Source organism: Thalassotalea marina, assembly GCF_014656435.1.
GTDB classification, from domain to species: Bacteria; Pseudomonadota; Gammaproteobacteria; order Enterobacterales; family Alteromonadaceae; genus Thalassotalea_C; species Thalassotalea_C marina.
On sequence record NZ_BNCK01000007.1, the window covers coordinates 145,185 to 164,350 of the forward strand.

A 19,166-nucleotide genomic window follows, 5' to 3' on the forward strand; every position below is an offset into this window, starting at 1 on the left:
TTAGTTAGCCGATGCACTAAATGCTTTTGAGAAAAACAGGGTGTTAGACAATAACCTTGCACTACCAATCCAATAACCTCTGAACGACAGAACGTCTGTCGTTGCAACGACACGGCCACCGCCAACGTTATGTGCGATAACCGCTGGATTATTGGCAATTTGATTCACTAAGTTTGTGTCTGAATAACCGCTCATTAAAGGTTTTTCAGTATAGTTTGCCACGGAAATAAACGGCACTTTCGCCTGCTCTAAGATCACCGTACTATTTCTAAATAATGGTAACTGACTATCTCCGAAGCCATAAGCCAATGGATGACTAACATCTAGCTTTGATTCATAAATAGCACCAGCAATACGCTTTCTAGCAGAGAGCTTTTCTTTATCTTTGTATGTTAAACCTTCGGTATCAAATAGATCGCTCAGCTTTTCTGCAGAAACAAATTCTGCTTTTAAAATTTCATTTTTGGCTAACCATCGAGTTGCTCTTTTTTGACCAAAAATAACGCCGCCGGATCTAACCCAAGTTTTTAGGTTTGAAACTACATTTTTACTTAAAGAGCTATAGCCGCCATCTACCAATAAGACATGTGTATAGTCATCAAAATCAATACGAGATAGGCGTGCTTGCTCAACTACGGTAACAGGAATACCCATCATATCGTCTAGATAAAATAAAATATCTGCAACTTCATACTGAGAACTGCCTTTACCACCAACCATTAACACTTTTACCGGGTTAACAGGTATCATAGAGCTTGAGCCTAAGTCGATACCATCAATGGTTAAACCAGTATCTAAGCTAAATATTTCTATGCCCAGTTGTTGGCTATGTTGCGCTAATAGTTTACGCCAGCCAGTGCCTTGTGTTTGTAATTCAGCGGGTAATACAATAGTACCAGCCTTAAAAGCCTTTGATTTGCCATTGATATTACTTGAAAAAGATTTAGTTGCGACGCGCGCTTTAAATCCGTTTGCGAGCAGCTGATTCATCAACTTTGGTGATTTCAAATGATGCCATTCAAAAGCGTAGGCGTAGGCATTATTAGAAATTGGCTGTAGCTTTTGTGGTTGAGCTTGCCATGTTTGTTCAGCTACTGACAAACCACGTGAGCGTGTTACTTTATGGAAGTTTAAATCCATCGCTAACGGCATGGTCCAGCCTGATACATCATAAAATGTATTGTCCTGGAAGTTTGTCCCCTGACCAAATAGCGCTTCAATTACACGATATTGTTTTTGTGCAAGCGGCACATAAAAGCTACTTTCTTTGGCAAAGACTTTTCCGTCATCTTTAAAGTCTTTTTTTAATGGGTAGACCTCTATCTGGTGCTGTTGCAATTTATCTAAAAAGTAATGTAATCGCTGAGTATCATTAGCTTCGCTGATCAAATATCCGCTAAACTTTGCATTTTCCGCCGCTTTAACGGCATCTTGGTAAAACTTTTTACGATAGTCTTTAAATTGCTCTTGGTTTTTCCAGGCGCCTTCAATGGTAGAAATCGAAGTAAGCACATGGTTTTTAATACCATATTCGAACGTTAATAACCCATTAATGCTATCTTGCTGAAACCCACGGCTACTGGCCTGTTCGAATAAAATACCAATACCACCGTTTATGTCTGGATAAGTTGAACCTTTGCCATAATAAAAATCATCAAAACTTTCTTGGCTGTAATACAGTCTATCTTCCTTGTTTAATGCTGCCGCATGGAAGGTCGCAATAAGCTGCGTTAATTCGGTATTTCTTTTTGGCGTTAAAGGATGAGTGCGTGTTGGAATACCCGGTTGAAAGAAGTACGTACTATTGGCACCCATTTCATGATAATCACCCAATACGTGTGGTTGGTACTGATGATAATAACGCATACGGTTTTGTGTTTCTCGTTGCGATAACAACAACCAATCACGATTCATGTCAAAACCAAAATGGTTGGTACGCCCAGTACGCCAATCTTGATGGTGTTCGATGTGGTTCGGATCTGGATTTGGAGTGCTACCTCGGTGAGTGTTCACCCAAGTGGTAAATCTATCCATTCCATCGGGATTTAAACTTGGCTCTAAAACAATTACAGTGTCTTTTAATAACTGTTGAACGTCTGCATCCTTGCTTGCAGCTAAATAATAAGCGATCGCTAACGAGGCATTACTACCAGTAATTTCATCGCCATGCACTGAATATCCCAACCAAACGACTAGAGGGTCATTTTTATCCTGACCTTTATCTTTTTTTGCTAATAGCTCTGGTAAACGCTGCTGGTTATCAGGATGGGTAATGGTCACTAATATTTGGCGACGCATTTCTTGGGTATAACCAATGTCAGTTAATAGAACTCGGTCAGATTGTTCAGCGACAAGTTCCATGTATCGAACCAATTGGTCATGACGTACGTGGCGTTCACCCAAACCAAAGCCAAGAAGTTGTTCTGGTTTGATAATATTTGATTGATAATCATGCTGTGGTAAATAAGACTCTACTTTGGCGGCATGTGCCATAAAAGTGAACGAGATACCAACAGCGCAGATAAAAGTCGTTAAAAAGCGCATAGTTATTATTTCCTGTTTTTAATGACATCAACATAACAAACTCAATAAAGAGCGGCTAGTCATTCCCCCGCATAATCAGGGTATTTCAGCTCTATTTTTTCTCTATTTTTTATCGGTAAATGCAATAAGTTTGCTTGTTCGTATTGAAAACTAGCACATTGCCCTCATCAAGAGTAAAATACACATACCTGACTAAATTACTCAGGTATATTAGCCCGTATTTTGTAATCGATAATTAAGAGTAGTGAAATTATGATCACCATATCTGAAAGTGCTCAGAGTCATTTTGTTAAATTGCTAGAGCAGCAAGCAGAAGGCACAAGTATTCGCGTATTTGTGGTAAATCCTGGCACAGCGAGTGCGGAATGTGGCGTTTCATACTGCCCTGCAGATGCTGTAGAGCCTGAAGATATCGAAATAAAGTTTGAGCATTTTTCTGCATACATTGATGCGGAAAGTAAGCCATTTCTTGAAGAAGCTGAAATCGATTTTGTCACTGATCAAATGGGTTCACAGTTAACGCTAAAAGCACCAAATGCCAAGTTACGTAAAGTAGCTGACGATGCCCCCTTATTTGAACGTATCGATTATTTCATTAAAGCCGAAGTTAACCCACAGCTTGCTGGGCATGGCGGCGAATGTACCTTGATGGAAATTACTGAAGATGGCTACGCTGTATTGCAATTTGGTGGTGGTTGTAATGGCTGTAGTCAAATTGACGTTACGGTAAAAGACGGTATCGAAAGACAATTAATCGAATTAATGGGTGATGAGATTAAAGGTGTGAAAGACGCTACAGAACATAAGCGTGGTGAACATTCTTATTACTAGTTTTAAACTAAAAACACTTTTTAAAGGGGCTCACATCAGCCCCTTTTTTGTTGGGGCTAAATAAAGGTTTTGTGTCTGTGTTGGTAATCTATCGCCAACAATATACCTCTAGCCCCCATAAAGGCCGTAAATGCCGCCCAAAGTCCATGATTACCAAAAATTTGCATTATCCACCATACGGGAAAAAACACTAAGAAAGTGGCACACAACATAGTATTTCGCATCGCTCTTCCTTGCGTAAGTCCTATGTATAACCCATCGTATAAATAACTCCAACAGGCAATCAGCGGCAGCACCACCAGCCAAGGTAAATAGCTATCAGCGACGTTAACTACTGACTCTATATCGGAAATCAGCCTTATCAAGTATTCACCTAAGGCTGCAAAAACCAAACAATAAACTAAGGCAAACAACCCCGTCCATATTAGGCTTAACTTAAAAACTTGCTGAAGTTCTAATTGACGTTTTGCACCTTTCGCCTTTCCAGCCATCACTTCAGCTGCATTAGCGATACCATCTAAGCCAAATGAAATGAAAAGTAAAAAATTCATTAAAATTGCATTAGCCGCTACGATATTATCACCAAGTCTAGCCCCTTGTGCTGTCATAAAAACAAAGCAACATTGCAACGCTAAGGTTCTGATTAATATGTCTCGATTAAGTTTAAAATAAGCTTTTAATGCGATTGCATTAACGGTCAATTGCCACAGATTTTGTAACCGGTATTTAAGGTCATTTTTATAATGTTTTATCACCAAGGTTAAGCCAAGCAAACAGCTAGAGTATTCTGCTATTAAGGTTGCCCAAGCCAAACCTTTGACCTGCCAATCCAAGTACCAAACAAATACAACATCTAACACTAAATTGATGACGTTAGTTACGATTAACAACCACATAACGGCTTTTGCTCTGTGATGTCCTAATAACCATCCTGTTAACACCATATTTATCAGCGCCGCAGGTAACGCCCAAATTCGAATATCTGCATATTGGCGAGCATACAATGCGACCTCTTCACTGCCGCCAGCAAGTGTTATTGAAATGTTTAGATATGGCGTTTGCAATAAGATAGCCGCTAGCCCAATGACCATAGCAACTAACAAACCTCTTGTTAGTACTAACAAGGATTCTTGATCAGCTTGTTGACCATAAGCCTGTGCCGCCAATCCCGTGGTAGACATTCGTAAAAAGCCACATAACCAAGAGATAAGTGTCACCACCATGACACCTATAGTACTGCCGCCCAAATAATAAGCGTGTTCCAAATGACCAATTACCGCCGTATCAACCAAACCCAGCAGAGGAGCTGTGATATTTGATAAAATCATTGGTATCGCTAGCGAGAAAAGCTGTCGGTGAGAAATCTGACTCATGAGGTTACATTGGTTTTTTTGAATATCACGCAGACTATTGAATAGTTTGCCTTTGTTGGCTTCATGTTACACTAAAGCCACAAGGTCTTATAGAAACTTTATTTTATGATGAAACGCTTTTTTATCTTTTGCGCCATTTCGCTATTTAGTATTGCTAGCCATGCTGCGGTAATATTGCAATATCACCATGTGAGTGAAACCACGCCAGCTAGTACCAGTATCACACCGGCTCAATTTGCCATTCATATGCAATATTTAGCAGACAATGACTTTACTATTATCCCCTTAAACGAGTTAGTAGAAGCGATAAAACATAACAAACCTTTAGCAGATAAAACGGTGGCTATTACTTTTGACGACGCTTATTTAAATATTTTAACGAACGCAAAACCTATTTTAGATAAACATCAGTTTCCTTTTACCATTTTCATTAACCCCGGCATCATAAAAAAAGGCTCAAAGAGCTATTTAAATTGGCAACAGCTAAAAGCCATGTCGGATGATGGTGTTTTATTAGCTAATCACGGCTTTGAACACGACTCTTTAGCTCGTGTTCCACAAAGTCAAACATTAGAACAATGGCTAGGTCTGCAAGCGACACTGGTTGAAAAATCAGAAGCTATAATCAAAGAAGAAACTGGCCAATCTTGGCGCTATTTTGCTTACCCTTATGGCGAGTACACCCCAGAAATACAGGCTTGGTTAAAAGAACTAAACTATGTTGGCTTTTCACAACAAAGTGGCGCCGTTGGAAGCCATACCGATTTAACCATCATTCCTCGTTTTCCAGCATCTATGCCGTACGATAAGATCGCTAGTTTAAAGTACAAGTTAAGCTCTTTACCTTTTGACATTAAGTTACTAACAGATAAAGACAAAACGATATTTTTACAGGGAGAGTTAACGTCGGCAAAGTTTCAAGTCAACAATAACGACATTAAACAGCAACAACTTAACTGTTATGTTACTGGTATCGGAAAACAACAAGTTCAATGGATTAATGATAAAGAGTTCAGTTTAACTTTTGATAAACCATTACCTACAGGTAGGGTCAGAAGTAACTGTACAGCCCCCAGCCTAAGCAAACCAGGGCGCTATTATTGGTACTCTCAACAATGGTTTATTCTTAACAAAGATAACACTTGGTATCCACTTTAAAGCCAGCTAGAAATTTTAACTTTCCAAGTTAACAATTTTGCTAAAGTCACTGACTAACTGCTCCCCTGAAACAATGGGGAGTTGACCAACTTCTTGAACGGGTTTAAATATTGCGGCTATTTTGCCTTGGGGGTTAATTAATACAATCGATGCACTGTGATCGACTAAATAATTTTCATCTGTTTGCTGGTCATTAATGGCATACATTAAACCTAGGTTTCGAGCAAAGGGGAACAATTTTTCGTGCCCTGCGGTTAACGCTTTGAACTCGTCATTGAAGTAACTAATGTATTGCGACAACTTTTCAACCGAATCTCGCTGCGGGTCAACTGACACAAGTAAAACTTGGGTGTTGGCTGCAACCGCTTTCAGCTCTTCATAATTAAAGTTCAGCTCTTGAAGAGTCGTGGGGCATACATCAGGACATGAGGTGTAACCAAAAAATACCCATGACCATTTGCCGTCGAGCTGTTGGTTGGTAAAGGCACTTCCATGTTGATCTACTAAGCTGAATGGTTTTATTTCTCTAGGCTCTTGATAATAAAGTGCAAATTCTGGCTGAGCCTTAGTATTCATCGTTTGAAAAACAAAAATACCTGTCGCCATGGCAGCCAAAGCTAAAATAAAAACAACAACTTTATTCACAAAGATTCCTTATGAAATGGGTAATAAATAGTGATCGAGCAATAATACGATAAACAGCAACATTAAGTGAACAATAGAAAACTTAAAGGTATCCATTGCCGTAGTTTCATCGGCATTAAACTTCAACTTCCATGCATATGCAAAAAATATCAGATTAAGCGCCACGGCTCCAACTAAATACAACCAATTACTCATACCAACTAGGTACGGCAACAAACCAACGACAAAAAGTAGAATTGTGTACAACAAAATTTGTGTTTTGGTGAATGCTACTCCGTGAGTGACCGGCAACATAGGGATATTCACCTTGGCGTAATCGTCTTTGCGATGAATGGCCAGTGCCCAAAAGTGCGGTGGTGTCCAAGTAAATATCAGTAAAACCAATAGCAATGCGTTGGGGTGAATTTCATTAGTTACCGCTGTCCAACCCAAGAGCGGTGGTATTGCACCCGCCAAGCCTCCAATAGTGATATTTTGTGGTGTAGCCCTCTTTAAATACATAGTGTAAACACAGCTATAACCAACTAATCCTGATAACGTAAGATACGCCGTAAGAGGGTTCACTAGGGCATACAACATGGCAAAACCAACAATGGCGAGTAACGCCGAGAAAACACTTGCTTGTAACGCACTCATCCTGCCAGTAGCGACCGGCCTGTTATGTGTTCTCGCCATTTCACTGTCTATTCTTTCATCAACGATATGATTAATTGCCGCCGCCGATGATGACAAAAAGCCAATACCCAAGATGGCAGGAATTAAAACCTGCCATGCAATCGCACCAGGCGTTGATAAACACATACCGACCAATGCGGTTAATACTAATAAAGCCACTACCCTTGGTTTGGTGATTTCGTAATAATCCCGCCATGACGCCACATGGACTTTTTCCGATATTGACTGCACAGATGACATATTTGCCTCCTAGGCTTTACGTTTCAGGCTATAGGTGAGAGAAATCAACACTAACATCAAACATGCGGCCACAACATTGTGGCTGACAGCAACAGAAAGAGGCAGTGAAAACACGATATTACTTACTCCTAACCCCACCTGTATGCCAAGCACTGTCATTAACGCTAATGCACCTGTTTTAAAAAATTGGCTGTTTGCTCTAGTCAGCACTTTAATCGACAACCACATTAAATATAGCGTTACGATTATAGCTCCGATGCGGTGCATTACATGAATAGTGACACGCTCATCATGCTGAAGATGACCAAATTCATAACTTTCTCGTTCAGGCGGCACTAAATCAAATGAGTTTTCGAAGGTAAGTTCGCTGCTCCAATTGCCCTGACAAATTGGCAATTCGGTACAGACAAGTGCGGCATAGTTAGACGATGTCCAGCCACCTAAAGCAATTTGTGCAGTCAATAAAACGATGCCAATCATGCCAAATTTTGCGTAGCGCCTTACGTTACTATCACCACCTGGCACTCGATAGGGTGTTAATCTTAAATAGAGCAAAAACAATAAACACAGTGTGGTAAAACCACCGAGTAAATGCCCCATCACAACAACGGGCATCAACATCATTGTTACTGTCCACATACCTAGCGCTGCTTGGAAGACAATCACAGCTAAAATTGCTAAAGGTAACAAAACGGGGGCGCCATGTTGTCTCGCCCTAAAGGCAAGAATTGAGATAGCTAAAACAAAGAGCCCTAAACTCCCAGCAAAATAGCGATGGATCATTTCATTCCATGCTTTGTGTGCCTCTACCGGTCTTTCCGGAAATTTTGCCTCGGCTCTAGAAATTTCCTCAGCTGTTTTTGGTACATCTAAATGTCCATAACATCCAGGCCAATCTGGACATCCTAGACCGGCGTGAGTTAATCGAGTATACGCTCCCAAACTCACTACCACTATGGTAAGTAAGATACTGATCAGTACAAGTTTTCTAAGTGTTATTATTTTTTTATCTTGCATACTGCTAACCAATTTTTGAATATTTAAGAAGTTTTTTCATGTCGGCTAAAATTGCTTTGGCCATTACTTGTATATTTTCTTCACCAATTGGCACCTTATGTGTCATTACTAGGTTTCCCATGGGATCGGCAATTATGATTTGATTATCTTCCATCGCTTGATTCATGGCAGATGAAGGTTTTAAAAATTGCCATTTTTGATGGTGAAACACTTGTTTTTGTTGTTGTGTTAATTGACGTTGACTCAAAACAATCGGCGTTACTCGAGGTGTTTCTTTTCCAAGTAAGATATAAGTGCTATTAAGAATATGTAGTGCTTGTTGGCAATTTGTAAGGCATTGCGCTGGCGGGTGATAGATTAACAGCCATTGTTCAGAAAATGTATTTTGATCCAGCCCTAAATCGACAATAGTTTGCTGTTCTTCAAGCAGTTGCCCATGGTTTGTCACCCCATAATCAAACCATTGAAACGTAAGTGCTAACTTGGCCAAAACGACAGGAAGAAAAAATACTGCCAATACGATTATCAATAACCGTTTTGATTTATCGTTCTTCGTTGTGACCATAGCTTTCCCTTTTATTATTGTTAGACCCTTGTCGGAAGTGCCAGATACTGGCACTGCACATTAAAACTAACCACGCCGCTGCTAACGAAAACCACTGAAACGCATAAGCTTGGTGTTTTTCTGGTGGCATCACGATTGGTTGCCAATTTTTTATGTACCCGATAGATTCTTTTTTATCTAAGTAAATCACAAAGGGCAACATTTTTTGACCAATTATCTGTGAAATTTTCGCCAATTCAATTTGTTGTACTCGCTTAGGCCATTCATTTTGTTGATAAACATCTTCAGCTAACTGAATACCGCTTTCAGGTACTCTGACATGCCCCAATATCGTTAAATTGCCTGAAAACTGTTTAAATGTTGGTAACTCTGTTCTTATTTTGCTGCCAGCCACCCAACCTAAATTAATTAATACGCTACTCGCTCCCAGTTCCATGACTTGCAGCACTCGATAACCAATCTTGCCTTGGTGGGTTTGATTGTCCAATAGGAACACCTTATCTGGATTCAAATATCCTGTTATTTCAATAGGTAGGTCATTGATGTTTTCATCCTGCATTTTCAAATGCATAACCTGGTTTATTGAAAAAGCGCTAAGCGCAGACAATTCAGTAATTCTTATCAGGCGTTCATATTTTTCAGTGGCCCTAGCTGATTGCCACAATCCGAGCTTGATTAATCCAACAAAGACAAGCAAAGTAAATAGCACCAGTAGCCAATTTAATTGTAAAACGTAGTCTTTTATTGTCGCTACCTTCATACCACACCAATTAGTATTGAGTTTTGAGGGCTAAATGATCATTAAAATTATCATTGTAGGATTACTTATCTTTATGGTTTACAACTTGTTTTGTGCGCTGCGAATCATGAACAAAAACGATCCTAATCAACCAAAAATGTCTAAGTTCATTGGCCGACGCGTCTTAACATCGGTAATTATTGTATTGATTTTATTATTAGGTATTTTGACGGGTGTTATCACTCCTAACCCCCGTCCTTACTAGCAAAGGCAATACTGCGCCTTTGCTATGCCTCTCACTATAAGATGTAGACAAAAAAGAACAATAGTACCCAGACAACATCGACAAAATGCCAGTACCAACTCGCTGCTTGGAATGCAAAATGATTTTGGGGCGTAAAATGACCTTTCATAACACGAACAAACATGACAATCAGCATGATTGTACCTAAGGTAACATGCATGCCATGAAACCCAGTTAGCATGTAGAAAGTATTGCCATAAATGCCACTAGTTAAATAAAGTTTCATTTCTTCCGAATAACCGTGAGCATACTCTACGCCTTGTAAAAACAAGAACACTAAGCCAAGTAACACAGTTAACCCCAACCAAAGTTTAAGCTGTGAGCGTTTTTCCTGCTCTAAGGCCACATGAGCAAAGTGGGCAGTAACAGAAGAGGTTAAAAGGATAATAGTGTTAATTAACGGTAATCCATACCACCCCATCGCCGTTGTTGAGGTGCCATCTGGTGTTTTGATTAAAGGCCATTCAGCGACAAATTGCGGCCATAATACTTCAAAGGTCATGGCATTATTGCCATCACCACCTAACCAAGGTACAGAAAACATACGCGCGTAAAACAAAGCCCCAAAAAACGCGGCAAAAAACATCACTTCTGAAAAAATAAACCAACTCATACCCTGTCTAAAAGAGGTATCCATTTGATGGCTATATTTACCAGCCATCGACTCATTGATAACGTTGCTAAACCAGCCCCATACCATGTAAATCACCATGGCTAGACCAGCTATCAATATATAGCCACCAAAACCCGATTCTTCATTTTTTAAATCAGTTACGTAGTTAGCAGCGCCAATGGCAATTAAAAACAGCGCCATAGCTCCGACAATTGGCCAATGGCTCTGTGCCGGTACGTAATAAGTTTCATATTCTTTTGTTGTCATCATCTTTCCCCTGTGCTTTCGCCTCAGAATTTAAGATTCAACTTTGCCGGTTATATCGTATAAGGTGTACGACAAAGTGATTGTGTTTACCTCTTCAGGTAACTCAGTATCTACATAAAACTGCAGCGCCATTTCCACATCTTCGCTGGCTTTTAATGGCTGCTGATTAAAACAAAAACACTCTATTTTTTGAAAATATACCGCGGCTTGGCCAGGTGAAACAGAAGGTACTGCTTGCCCAACAATGTCTCTTGCCGCATCATTTTTTGCATAAAACTTCACCAACTTAGTTTCGCCAGGATGAACTTTTATTTCCTTTACCATAGGTTCAAATTGCCAAGGAATGCCTTTTGATAAGTGACTAATAAACTGCACTGTTATTAGTCGGCTTTCATCAACGCCATTTTCATTGACACTAGCAGCTTGATTTGATGTTTTGCCGTTTAAGCCGGTAATGTCGCAAAAAACGTCATATAAAGGCACCAAAGCAAAGCCAAATCCAAACATCGCACACACGATCAAGGTCAGTTTCTTCACTGACTTATTAATATTTTGCTGATGTTGCTCTGTCATATTTTCACCTATAGCTCAAACCTAAGTTTAATCTAGCGATATGGCACTAGAGATAACTAGTGCCGTAGCAGTTAATCAATTTTCGGTGGTGTTTCAAATGTATGATAAGGTGCAGGACTAGGAACACTCCACTCCAACCCTTCTTCTGCTTCCCACGGATTAGCTTCAGCTTTTTTACCGCCACGGATACATTGGATCACAACGGCCAAGAAAATAAGCTGAGATAAACCAAAGGCAAAGCCCCCTATACTTACCCACTTATTAAAGTCGGCAAACTGCAAAGCATAATCAGGAATACGGCGAGGCATACCTGCCAGTCCTAAAAAGTGCATAGGGAAGAACAAGATATTTACCGAGATTAATGAACACCAAAAGTGTGCTTTACCTAAACGTTCACTAAACATATGACCCGTCCACTTAGGTAACCAATAATAGGCTCCTGCATAGATAGAAAATAGCGACCCCGTTACAAGAACGTAATGGAAATGCGCTACGACGAAGTATGTATCATGGTATTGAAAATCAACAGGAGTCAAAGCTAGCATCAGTCCTGAAAATCCGCCGATAGTGAATAAAATGACAAATGCTATGGAGAATAACATCGGCAATTCAAATGTCATTGCCCCACGCCACATCGTCGCTACCCAGTTAAATACTTTTACACCCGTCGGCACAGCAATTAGCATGGTACAGTACATAAAGAACAATTCACCCGCTAATGGCATCCCTGTGGTAAACATATGATGCGCCCAAACAATAAAAGACAAAAATGCTATTGACGCTGTCGCGTATACCATTGAGCTGTAACCAAATAACTTCTTGCGAGCAAACGTAGGAATAATGGTGGATACAATACCAAATGCAGGCAATATCATGATGTACACTTCAGGATGCCCAAAGAACCAGAATATGTGCTGGAACATCACAGGATCACCACCACCTGCGGCATCAAAGAAACTTGTACCAAAATAGGTATCCGTTAATACCATGGTTACAACACCCGCCAATACCGGCATAACGGCAATCAACAAATAAGCCGTAATGAAAAAGGTCCACACAAATAGTGGCATTTTCATATATGTCATACCTGGTGCACGCATATTCATAATGGTCACAATAACGTTGATTGCACCCATAATGGATGAAATACCCATAATGTGTACCGCAAACACAAAGAAGGCGGTACTGCCATTAGAATAAGTTGTTGAAAGTGGTGCATAGAAGGTCCAACCGAAATTTGGTGCACCTGAGTCCATAAAAAACGACGAAATTAAAATGGCAAATGCAAAAGGTAAGATCCAAAAGCTCCAGTTATTCATGCGCGGTAAAGCCATATCTGGCGCCCCAATCATCATAGGGATCATCCAGTTAGCAAAACCCGTAAAGGCAGGCATTATGGCACCAAACACCATAATTAAGCCGTGTACTGTCGTTAACTGATTAAAGAAGTCAGGTTCAACAAATTGTAATCCCGGCTGAAAAAGTTCAGCGCGGATCAACATAGCCAATGCACCACCAAACAACAACATGATGAATGCAAACCAAAGATATAATGTACCAATGTCTTTATGGTTGGTGGTAAATAGCCAACGTTTTATCCCCGTCATTTTGTGATCATGATGATCATGTTCATGCGAGTCGTGAATTGCTTCGGTAGTCATATTCTTTTCTCCCTACTTAGCACTTGCCGCATCAACATCGGCTGGTTGAACCAAATCACCGCTGTTATTTCCCCAAGCATTACGCTCGTATGTAATAACTGCCGCGATATCCGTTTTTGATAATTGCGTGCCAAACGCAGCCATCGCAGGGTTCTTTTTACTGCCATTAACAACAATGTCGATATGCGCAGCAACATCACCAGTGATAATTGGACTGCCAATTAATGACGGAAAAGCAGGTGCCAAACCAGCGCCTGTTGGCTGATGACAAGCAGCACATGCTCGAGTGTAAACTTGCTCACCTTTGGTCATAAGCTCATCTAATGTATAGGTTTTACTTAAGTCTTCTTCTTGAGCTTCCAGCTGAGTATTATTTGTTTGTTCAGCGCTAGTATCCATTACTGCAGGAGCTGAAGCAGAACCACTGGTGGCAGTTTGTACATCGGCTGCTTGAACGGCATCACCGGTATTATTACCCCAAGCATTACGCTCATAAGTAACAACGGCAGCAATTTCTTTTAAGCTAAGTTGTTTACCATAGCCTTGCATACCTGTTCCCGCTTTACCGTTGAAAACGATATCAATGTGCGCGTTAACCTCACCTAATGCGATCTTGCTGCCTTTTAGTGCTGGGAACGCAGGTGGTAACCCTGTACCTCCTGGTTGGTGACAAGCAGCACAATGTGCCAAGTAGGTTTTTTCACCTTCTTTCATCAACTCATCTAAGGATAAAGAAGCATTCAGTGAAGCCGCTTCTGCAGCAGCCGCTTCTTCTTTTATACGATGCTGTTCATCAAGCCACGCGGCATAGTCTTGCTCTGACTTTACCTCTACTACAATTGGCATGTATCCATGGTCCTTTCCACAAAGCTCTGCACACTGGCCTCGGTAGATCCCAGGTTCAGAGACATTGGTCCAAGCCTCATTAATAAAGCCAGGGTTAGCATCTTGTTTTACAGCAAAAGCAGGAACCCACCAAGAGTGGATAACGTCATCTGAAGTTATCAGAAAACGGACTTTTTTATTGGTAGGGATCACCAAAGGCTTATCTACTTCCAACAAATAGTGTTGCCCTTTGTTTTCAGCATTACCTTCGCGATTATCAAATTGAGTACGTGGCGTTGCTAACACCGAATAAAACTCTATATCTTGATCAAAGTACTTGTAATGCCATTTCCATTGGGAGCCAGTAACTTGAATAGTTATATCCGAATTGTCGTTATTTTCCATCGCAATTAACGTGTTAGTTGCTGGCCAAGCCATTGCAATTAATATAACGATAGGAATAACGGTCCAAAGTATTTCTACTTTGGTACTTTCGTGGAAAGTTGCTGGTGTAACACCGCGCGATTTACGGTGGAAAATCATTGACCAAATCATGGCACCAAATACGACTATGCCAATAGCGGTACAGATATATAACGCCAGCATGTGCATGCCATAGACGTCATTACTAATTTCTGTCACACCTTTAGTCAGGTTTAGTTTTGATTCTGCCCAAGCCATATTGGGAGCTAAGATCCCTAATAACAGCCAACCTAGGTTACGTCTTTTCACTAGACATCTCCTTACCCTCAAATCAAAAACCGTGCAACACAGTAATGCTCGACCCTTCTTGCAGGAGTTTTTGTTGTTATTTTTTAAATGTTGTGTGGCGATATTTTGTGCAAGTGTCAATTCGCCTTATTGTTATAATTTGTACACTTTCTAATCTAGAATTACTCAATAATTGATCTAGGTCAATTTTTAATTGTTCAAAAACTTCTGAAAAAATATAACAATTACAACCGAGTATAAACTCTAAACACGCTAAAGCCTTATTGGGTTTGAGCTGCAAGCAATGTATAATTTTTAAGCATTTGCTCTAAAATAATTTTTACATTTCAGAAATACAATGCTCACAAAACGAACAATGAAAATTAACACTGGTTAAATTATGTTCAATCTCTGGACAATAGATATGAATATATGACGCTTACAGGAATTTTGGGGCAAGGTTTTTAAAAACAGGCTTTATTACCAAGAATTGCCAATAGAGCCTGTTAAAAGAGTAGCAAAGTTTACATCCAATCCGCAGAACGAATTACACCAACAGCCAAGCCTTCTATATTAAAATGTTGGCTGGTTAAATCTACTTTAATTGGTTCAAACGCTTCGTTTTCTGCATGCAGATATACCACGTTTCCTTCACGTTTCAGACGTTTGACTGTCACTTCATCTTCAACACGAGCTACTATTACTTGGCCATTTTGAACATCTGTTGTTTGGTGCACGGCTAACAAATCACCATCGAGTATGCCGATGTCTTTCATACTTTCACCGTTTACTCGTAATAAATAATCTGCCGCTGGATGAAATAGATTACCGTCAATCTGATATCGTTCTTCAACGTGTTCTTGGGCTAAAATAGGTTCACCGGCAGCAACCCGACCAATTAACGGTAAACCCACCTCTTGTTGTACTTCTTCAGCTAAGCGAATCCCTCTAGAAGTCCCTGGCAGCATTTCGATATAGCCTTTTTTTGCCAGTGCTTTTAAGTGCTCTTCCGCCGCATTAGCTGATTTAAAGCCAAAAAAATCAGCAATTTCAGCTCGTGTTGGTGGCATTCCTGTGTCTGCTATTTTTTCTCGGATCAGATCAAAAATCTGTTCTTGTCTATTAGTTAGTGGCTTTAGTTCGGTCACAGTAGTTCCCTGTATATTTGGACAGTCTACCTGTCAGTATATACAGGCTGTAAATATAAGCAAGTCTGACAATTATATTTTTAATTTGATGTAACTCGTTACTTTTACTGATTCTTTCTATTCTGTTTTGACCACGCCGTAAATAAAATGAACTGTATAAAAACCGTTTTCCTGCTAATAATTAAAATAGTACTCATTAACTGAGACCATTTTGTGCGCAGTATCATATTATTACTTAGCTTAATTATTTGCTTTAGTTTATCTGCTAAGGAAAAAACACCTGTAGTTGCTTATTTTTATCACGCAAAGCCCCCTTTACTGATCAACCAAATCGATAAGCAAGGCTTGTACTTTGATTTTATAAACTACCTCAATAAGCACAGTGATATTTATCAATTCGAGCTGGTTTATATGCCACGCAAGCGACTCGATATCATGTTAGAAAATGATGCCTTAGGCGGATTGGTTGTTGGCGTAAACCCTATTTGGTTTAAAGATAAAAATGAAACTAAGTATTTTTGGACATCGAGGCTATTTACCGATCGAGACGAAGTAATTTCATTAAATCGTACACCGTTAACTTTTATGTCTCCCGTGTCACTGCATGGAAAAATATTTGGAGGCGTGAGAGGATTTTATTATTTTGGCATTGACGAAGCCGTAAATAAAAATCTTATAAAGCGTGTTGATACCGCAGATGAAATATCGTTGTTTTCCATGTTAAGGCACCAACGAATAGACGCAGCTGTTGTTAGTCGCTCAACATTTAACTACGTGGTTAAAAAAAATGATTGGTTTACCTTATTTCATTTATCAAAGAAGCCGCACGACATTTATGACAGAAGAGTACTTATCCCAAAATCGGATCACGCTTTATATCAGCATGTTGAAAAGATAATGCTCAATATGACACTTAACCAACAATGGCAAATTACCCTAGAACAATATTTATAAGAACATCATGCATATAGGCCGACTAACCTTCTAATTGCGCTTTAAATTGCTCTTTATAGCGTCTTGATAGATTTAATACTTTTCCAGAAAGAAGTTTCACCTCACTATCACCACTACTTAACGGTGTTATCGACTCAATGGCATCAAGGCGAATTGCATGGGAACGATGAATGCGGCAAAAGCCTTTATCAATCAGTTGTTGAGTAATGACATTCATTGTTGTGCGAAACGGATAAACTCTGCCACCAATATGCAGATTGACGTAGTTGCCAGAAGATTCTAACCACTCAACATCAGCCACTTTAATAATAAACTCTTTACCTAGTTTTTTAACTAACAAGCGATCCAAACTTTTTGCATTTGTTGATGGTTCACTATTATCTTCACCTTCTGTTATTGGGTTAGCCTCTCCGTGAATTCGGCTTAAAATGAAACGATACGCGTGAATAATGCCGATAAAAAAGATAAAACCCCAAGCATCTTTTCTATATTCATAAAACATTTCAAACCAAAACTGCCCAAAGTTATAGTCACCGCCAGTCAGGGCGTAAATAACTTCACGAAGTCCAACCATAACGCCAACGTGTGCAAATGAGTAAACAACCGAAGCGCAAAAATATATCAATATCGTTCGTTTGATTTGCTGCCAGTTGATCGGAAAAGTATTAATAAACCATACAATAGCGGGTATTAAAAGCAGTGTACTGATCGCACTGGTGTATTCCCAAATAAAAGGCTCCCATAACATGAAATTAATCTGTGCGTCGCTGCGCTTTGCTTCCATGATGACTGATGTGGCATTTAAAGTGTTATTGATCAGTAAATAACAGCTGAGAAACAAGATCTCGTAACGCAATTTATATTGCTGAAAATGTGTTAACTTACTCATGACACCCTTCTATTCATTTTATTTTATCCCTCATAGCCACCGCTTATCCCTAGTCATTGTTTATTAAGATAATTTGAGTTTTTTATTCTGCTGCAACCTTCATCATAACAAGATTCAACATCAAGGGAAGTAAGTTATGATCCTTAAAAAATTTACAAATATATTTGTGCCACCGGATAAAGTGCACATGCCGGCACGGCGTCATGATCTAGATTGGTTACGAATTCTTTTGTTTGCGTTATTGATTATTCATCATATTGGTATGTTTTACGTACAAAACTGGGGCTGGCACGCAAAAAGCCAATACAACTATCAGTGGCTAGAAAGTATTTTACTCATTGTTGAGCCTTGGCGTATGCCAGCTATTTGGTTTATTTCGGGTATTGCGATTCGTTTTATTTTAGCCAAGGTTAGTTGCTGGCGTTACATTGCTTTACGCAGTTATCGTTTACTACTGCCATTATTATTTGGCATTTTGGTTGTTGTACCGCCACAGTTGTATATCGAAATGACCGCCAAAGCCGAAATTACTATGAATTATTGGCAGTTTTTACACGCTTTTTTCAGCGACAATCACCAGATATTTAGCAACTATCAATATGGAATATGGCCTCACATAGACGTCAATCACCTGTGGTACCTGCGCTCACTTTGGTACTACTCTTTATATTTATTAATATTAATGCCCGTACTTAACAGCCAATTTATAAAACAGCTAACAGACTGGCTAGCTCAAACACATGGAGCAATTACATTATTGAGCTTAACGATACCAATTGCCCTTATCCAGCTGCTTTGGCCCATGGACACCGCTAGATATCCACTTGGTTTCACATTTTTACTTTACGGCTATTTACTCGGTTGGCATCAGGGCCATTGGCAAAAACTTCATCATGCATTTAAACCCCTTGGGCTTAGCTATGTAATGGTGTCATTTTGCTTTATTGGCTTTTACAACCTTTATTGGCTAGACGTCATACATGATAAACAAGTGCCGGAAATCATCATCCAATTGGGGATGATTCTCTATGCAATTGCTCGAGTTATCGGTTTGTTGGTGATTATGTCTTGCACTCGATTTTTAGCACAAAAAACGTCCGCTAGTTTGCGATATTTTAACGACGCTGTTTACCCTTTTTACATATTGCATCAGACGATCATTGTTGTTACTGGCTATTACCTTACACAGCTGACATTAGGTGGCACGATTGAGTCATTTTTGCTAGTACTGTCTACCATCTGTTTATGCTTTTTAGGGTTTGAAATTATAAGACGAAGCGAGTTTTTGCGACCTTTTTTTGGTTTAACTTTACAAAAGCAATACCCCAAAAAACTGACCAGAATTGGTTTTATAGCAAGCGCAATCGTAATTTCACCACTTATTTTACGCCTTATTTAACCTCGTGTTCCTATGCCTAACGCTAACGGTTCAGG

At 39.7% G+C, this 19,166-nt stretch carries 18 protein-coding genes; 5 read left to right on the forward strand and 13 right to left on the reverse strand.

The window, feature by feature from the left end:
* Positions 1 to 2,544: a M14 family zinc carboxypeptidase gene (locus IE199_RS15380; RefSeq protein ID WP_189772270.1), complete on the reverse strand. Its 2,544-nt coding sequence runs from the start codon at positions 2,542 to 2,544 to the stop codon at positions 1 to 3.
* Positions 2,545 to 2,796: 252 nt separating this feature from the next.
* Between IE199_RS15380 and nfuA the strand changes: the two genes are divergently transcribed.
* The gene (gene nfuA / locus IE199_RS15385) at positions 2,797 to 3,375 is read left to right on the forward strand and encodes a Fe-S biogenesis protein NfuA (RefSeq protein WP_189772272.1); all 579 of its coding nucleotides are present in this window, start codon (positions 2,797 to 2,799) and stop codon (positions 3,373 to 3,375) included.
* Positions 3,376 to 3,431: 56 nt separating this feature from the next.
* Here nfuA and IE199_RS15390 read toward each other — a convergent pair whose 3' ends face one another.
* Positions 3,432 to 4,748: an MATE family efflux transporter gene (locus IE199_RS15390; RefSeq protein WP_189772274.1), complete on the reverse strand. Its 1,317-nt coding sequence runs from the start codon at positions 4,746 to 4,748 to the stop codon at positions 3,432 to 3,434.
* Positions 4,749 to 4,853: 105 nt separating this feature from the next.
* Between IE199_RS15390 and IE199_RS15395 the strand changes: the two genes are divergently transcribed.
* Positions 4,854 to 5,906, forward strand: coding sequence for a polysaccharide deacetylase family protein (locus IE199_RS15395; RefSeq protein ID WP_189772276.1), 1,053 nt, complete (start codon positions 4,854 to 4,856; stop codon positions 5,904 to 5,906).
* 15 nt (positions 5,907 to 5,921) lie between these two features.
* Here the strand turns inward: IE199_RS15395 and IE199_RS15400 are convergent, their stop codons facing one another.
* From IE199_RS15400 to IE199_RS15420, 5 genes are read right to left on the reverse strand one after another with little or no spacing between them, the layout of a single operon-like run.
* Entirely contained in the window at positions 5,922 to 6,551 is a 630-nt protein-coding gene (locus IE199_RS15400; RefSeq protein ID WP_229854758.1) for an SCO family protein, read from the reverse strand.
* Between the two features lie 9 nt (positions 6,552 to 6,560).
* A complete protein-coding gene (gene cyoE, locus IE199_RS15405; RefSeq protein WP_189772278.1) occupies positions 6,561 to 7,466 on the reverse strand; it encodes a heme o synthase in 906 nt (301 codons plus the stop codon).
* A gap of 9 nt (positions 7,467 to 7,475) precedes the next feature.
* Positions 7,476 to 8,483 (reverse strand): COX15/CtaA family protein, encoded by a 1,008-nt coding sequence (locus IE199_RS15410; protein WP_189772280.1) that lies wholly within the window; start codon positions 8,481 to 8,483, stop codon positions 7,476 to 7,478.
* Positions 8,484 to 8,487: 4 nt separating this feature from the next.
* A complete protein-coding gene (locus IE199_RS15415; RefSeq protein WP_189772282.1) occupies positions 8,488 to 9,048 on the reverse strand; it encodes a redox-active disulfide-containing membrane protein in 561 nt (186 codons plus the stop codon).
* Entirely contained in the window at positions 9,026 to 9,808 is a 783-nt protein-coding gene (locus IE199_RS15420; protein WP_189772285.1) for an SURF1 family protein, read from the reverse strand. The genes IE199_RS15415 and IE199_RS15420 overlap by 23 nt, the downstream gene beginning before the upstream one ends.
* Positions 9,809 to 9,842: 34 nt before the next feature.
* On the opposite strand from IE199_RS15420, the gene IE199_RS15425 reads away from it, so the two are divergent.
* Entirely contained in the window at positions 9,843 to 10,052 is a 210-nt protein-coding gene (locus IE199_RS15425) for a DUF2909 domain-containing protein (RefSeq protein ID WP_189772287.1), read from the forward strand.
* Between the two features lie 34 nt (positions 10,053 to 10,086).
* Here IE199_RS15425 and IE199_RS15430 read toward each other — a convergent pair whose 3' ends face one another.
* The 5 genes from IE199_RS15430 to lexA all read right to left on the reverse strand — a co-directional run bounded on the left by IE199_RS15430 (position 10,087) and on the right by lexA (position 15,889).
* Entirely contained in the window at positions 10,087 to 10,971 is an 885-nt protein-coding gene (locus IE199_RS15430; RefSeq protein ID WP_189772571.1) for a cytochrome c oxidase subunit 3, read from the reverse strand.
* A 30-nt stretch (positions 10,972 to 11,001) separates the two neighbouring features.
* The gene (locus IE199_RS15435; protein WP_189772289.1) at positions 11,002 to 11,544 is read right to left on the reverse strand and encodes a cytochrome c oxidase assembly protein; all 543 of its coding nucleotides are present in this window, start codon (positions 11,542 to 11,544) and stop codon (positions 11,002 to 11,004) included.
* Between the two features lie 71 nt (positions 11,545 to 11,615).
* Positions 11,616 to 13,205: a cytochrome c oxidase subunit I gene (ctaD, locus tag IE199_RS15440; RefSeq protein WP_189772291.1), complete on the reverse strand. Its 1,590-nt coding sequence runs from the start codon at positions 13,203 to 13,205 to the stop codon at positions 11,616 to 11,618.
* A 12-nt stretch (positions 13,206 to 13,217) separates the two neighbouring features.
* Positions 13,218 to 14,711, reverse strand: a complete 1,494-nt coding sequence (gene coxB / locus IE199_RS15445) for a cytochrome c oxidase subunit II (RefSeq protein WP_189772573.1) — start codon at positions 14,709 to 14,711, stop codon at positions 13,218 to 13,220.
* Between the two features lie 554 nt (positions 14,712 to 15,265).
* Complete coding sequence (gene lexA / locus IE199_RS15450; protein ID WP_189772293.1) at positions 15,266 to 15,889, reverse strand: transcriptional repressor LexA; 624 nt, start codon at positions 15,887 to 15,889, stop codon at positions 15,266 to 15,268.
* 213 nt (positions 15,890 to 16,102) lie between these two features.
* Between lexA and IE199_RS15455 the strand changes: the two genes are divergently transcribed.
* Positions 16,103 to 16,843 (forward strand): transporter substrate-binding domain-containing protein, encoded by a 741-nt coding sequence (locus tag IE199_RS15455; protein ID WP_189772296.1) that lies wholly within the window; start codon positions 16,103 to 16,105, stop codon positions 16,841 to 16,843.
* 22 nt (positions 16,844 to 16,865) lie between these two features.
* Here IE199_RS15455 and IE199_RS15460 read toward each other — a convergent pair whose 3' ends face one another.
* Positions 16,866 to 17,732 carry a LytR/AlgR family response regulator transcription factor gene (locus IE199_RS15460; RefSeq protein WP_189772298.1) on the reverse strand — a complete coding sequence of 289 codons (867 nt, stop codon included), beginning with the start codon at positions 17,730 to 17,732 and terminating at the stop codon, positions 16,866 to 16,868.
* A gap of 136 nt (positions 17,733 to 17,868) precedes the next feature.
* Between IE199_RS15460 and IE199_RS15465 the strand changes: the two genes are divergently transcribed.
* Positions 17,869 to 19,131 (forward strand): acyltransferase family protein, encoded by a 1,263-nt coding sequence (locus tag IE199_RS15465; protein WP_189772300.1) that lies wholly within the window; start codon positions 17,869 to 17,871, stop codon positions 19,129 to 19,131.
* The last annotated feature ends 35 nt before the right edge of the window (positions 19,132 to 19,166 follow it).

Bases quoted from the DNA above. Each gene is read 5' to 3' on its own strand.
- IE199_RS15460 (WP_189772298.1), bottom strand. From the start codon at position 17,732: ATGAGTAAGTTAACACATTTTCAGCAATATAAATTGCGTTACGAGATC.
- IE199_RS15380 (WP_189772270.1), bottom strand. From the start codon at position 2,544: ATGCGCTTTTTAACGACTTTTATCTGCGCTGTTGGTATCTCGTTCACT.
- ctaD (WP_189772291.1), bottom strand. From the start codon at position 13,205: ATGACTACCGAAGCAATTCACGACTCGCATGAACATGATCATCATGAT.
- IE199_RS15410 (WP_189772280.1), bottom strand. From the start codon at position 8,483: ATGCAAGATAAAAAAATAATAACACTTAGAAAACTTGTACTGATCAGT.
- cyoE (WP_189772278.1), bottom strand. From the start codon at position 7,466: ATGTCATCTGTGCAGTCAATATCGGAAAAAGTCCATGTGGCGTCATGG.
- IE199_RS15415 (WP_189772282.1), bottom strand. From the start codon at position 9,048: ATGGTCACAACGAAGAACGATAAATCAAAACGGTTATTGATAATCGTA.
- IE199_RS15390 (WP_189772274.1), bottom strand. From the start codon at position 4,748: ATGAGTCAGATTTCTCACCGACAGCTTTTCTCGCTAGCGATACCAATG.
- nfuA (WP_189772272.1), top strand. From the start codon at position 2,797: ATGATCACCATATCTGAAAGTGCTCAGAGTCATTTTGTTAAATTGCTA.
- coxB (WP_189772573.1), bottom strand. From the start codon at position 14,711: ATGGCTTGGGCAGAATCAAAACTAAACCTGACTAAAGGTGTGACAGAA.
- IE199_RS15420 (WP_189772285.1), bottom strand. From the start codon at position 9,808: ATGAAGGTAGCGACAATAAAAGACTACGTTTTACAATTAAATTGGCTA.
- IE199_RS15425 (WP_189772287.1), top strand. From the start codon at position 9,843: ATGATCATTAAAATTATCATTGTAGGATTACTTATCTTTATGGTTTAC.
- IE199_RS15465 (WP_189772300.1), top strand. From the start codon at position 17,869: ATGATCCTTAAAAAATTTACAAATATATTTGTGCCACCGGATAAAGTG.
- IE199_RS15395 (WP_189772276.1), top strand. From the start codon at position 4,854: ATGATGAAACGCTTTTTTATCTTTTGCGCCATTTCGCTATTTAGTATT.
- IE199_RS15430 (WP_189772571.1), bottom strand. From the start codon at position 10,971: ATGACAACAAAAGAATATGAAACTTATTACGTACCGGCACAGAGCCAT.
- IE199_RS15435 (WP_189772289.1), bottom strand. From the start codon at position 11,544: ATGACAGAGCAACATCAGCAAAATATTAATAAGTCAGTGAAGAAACTG.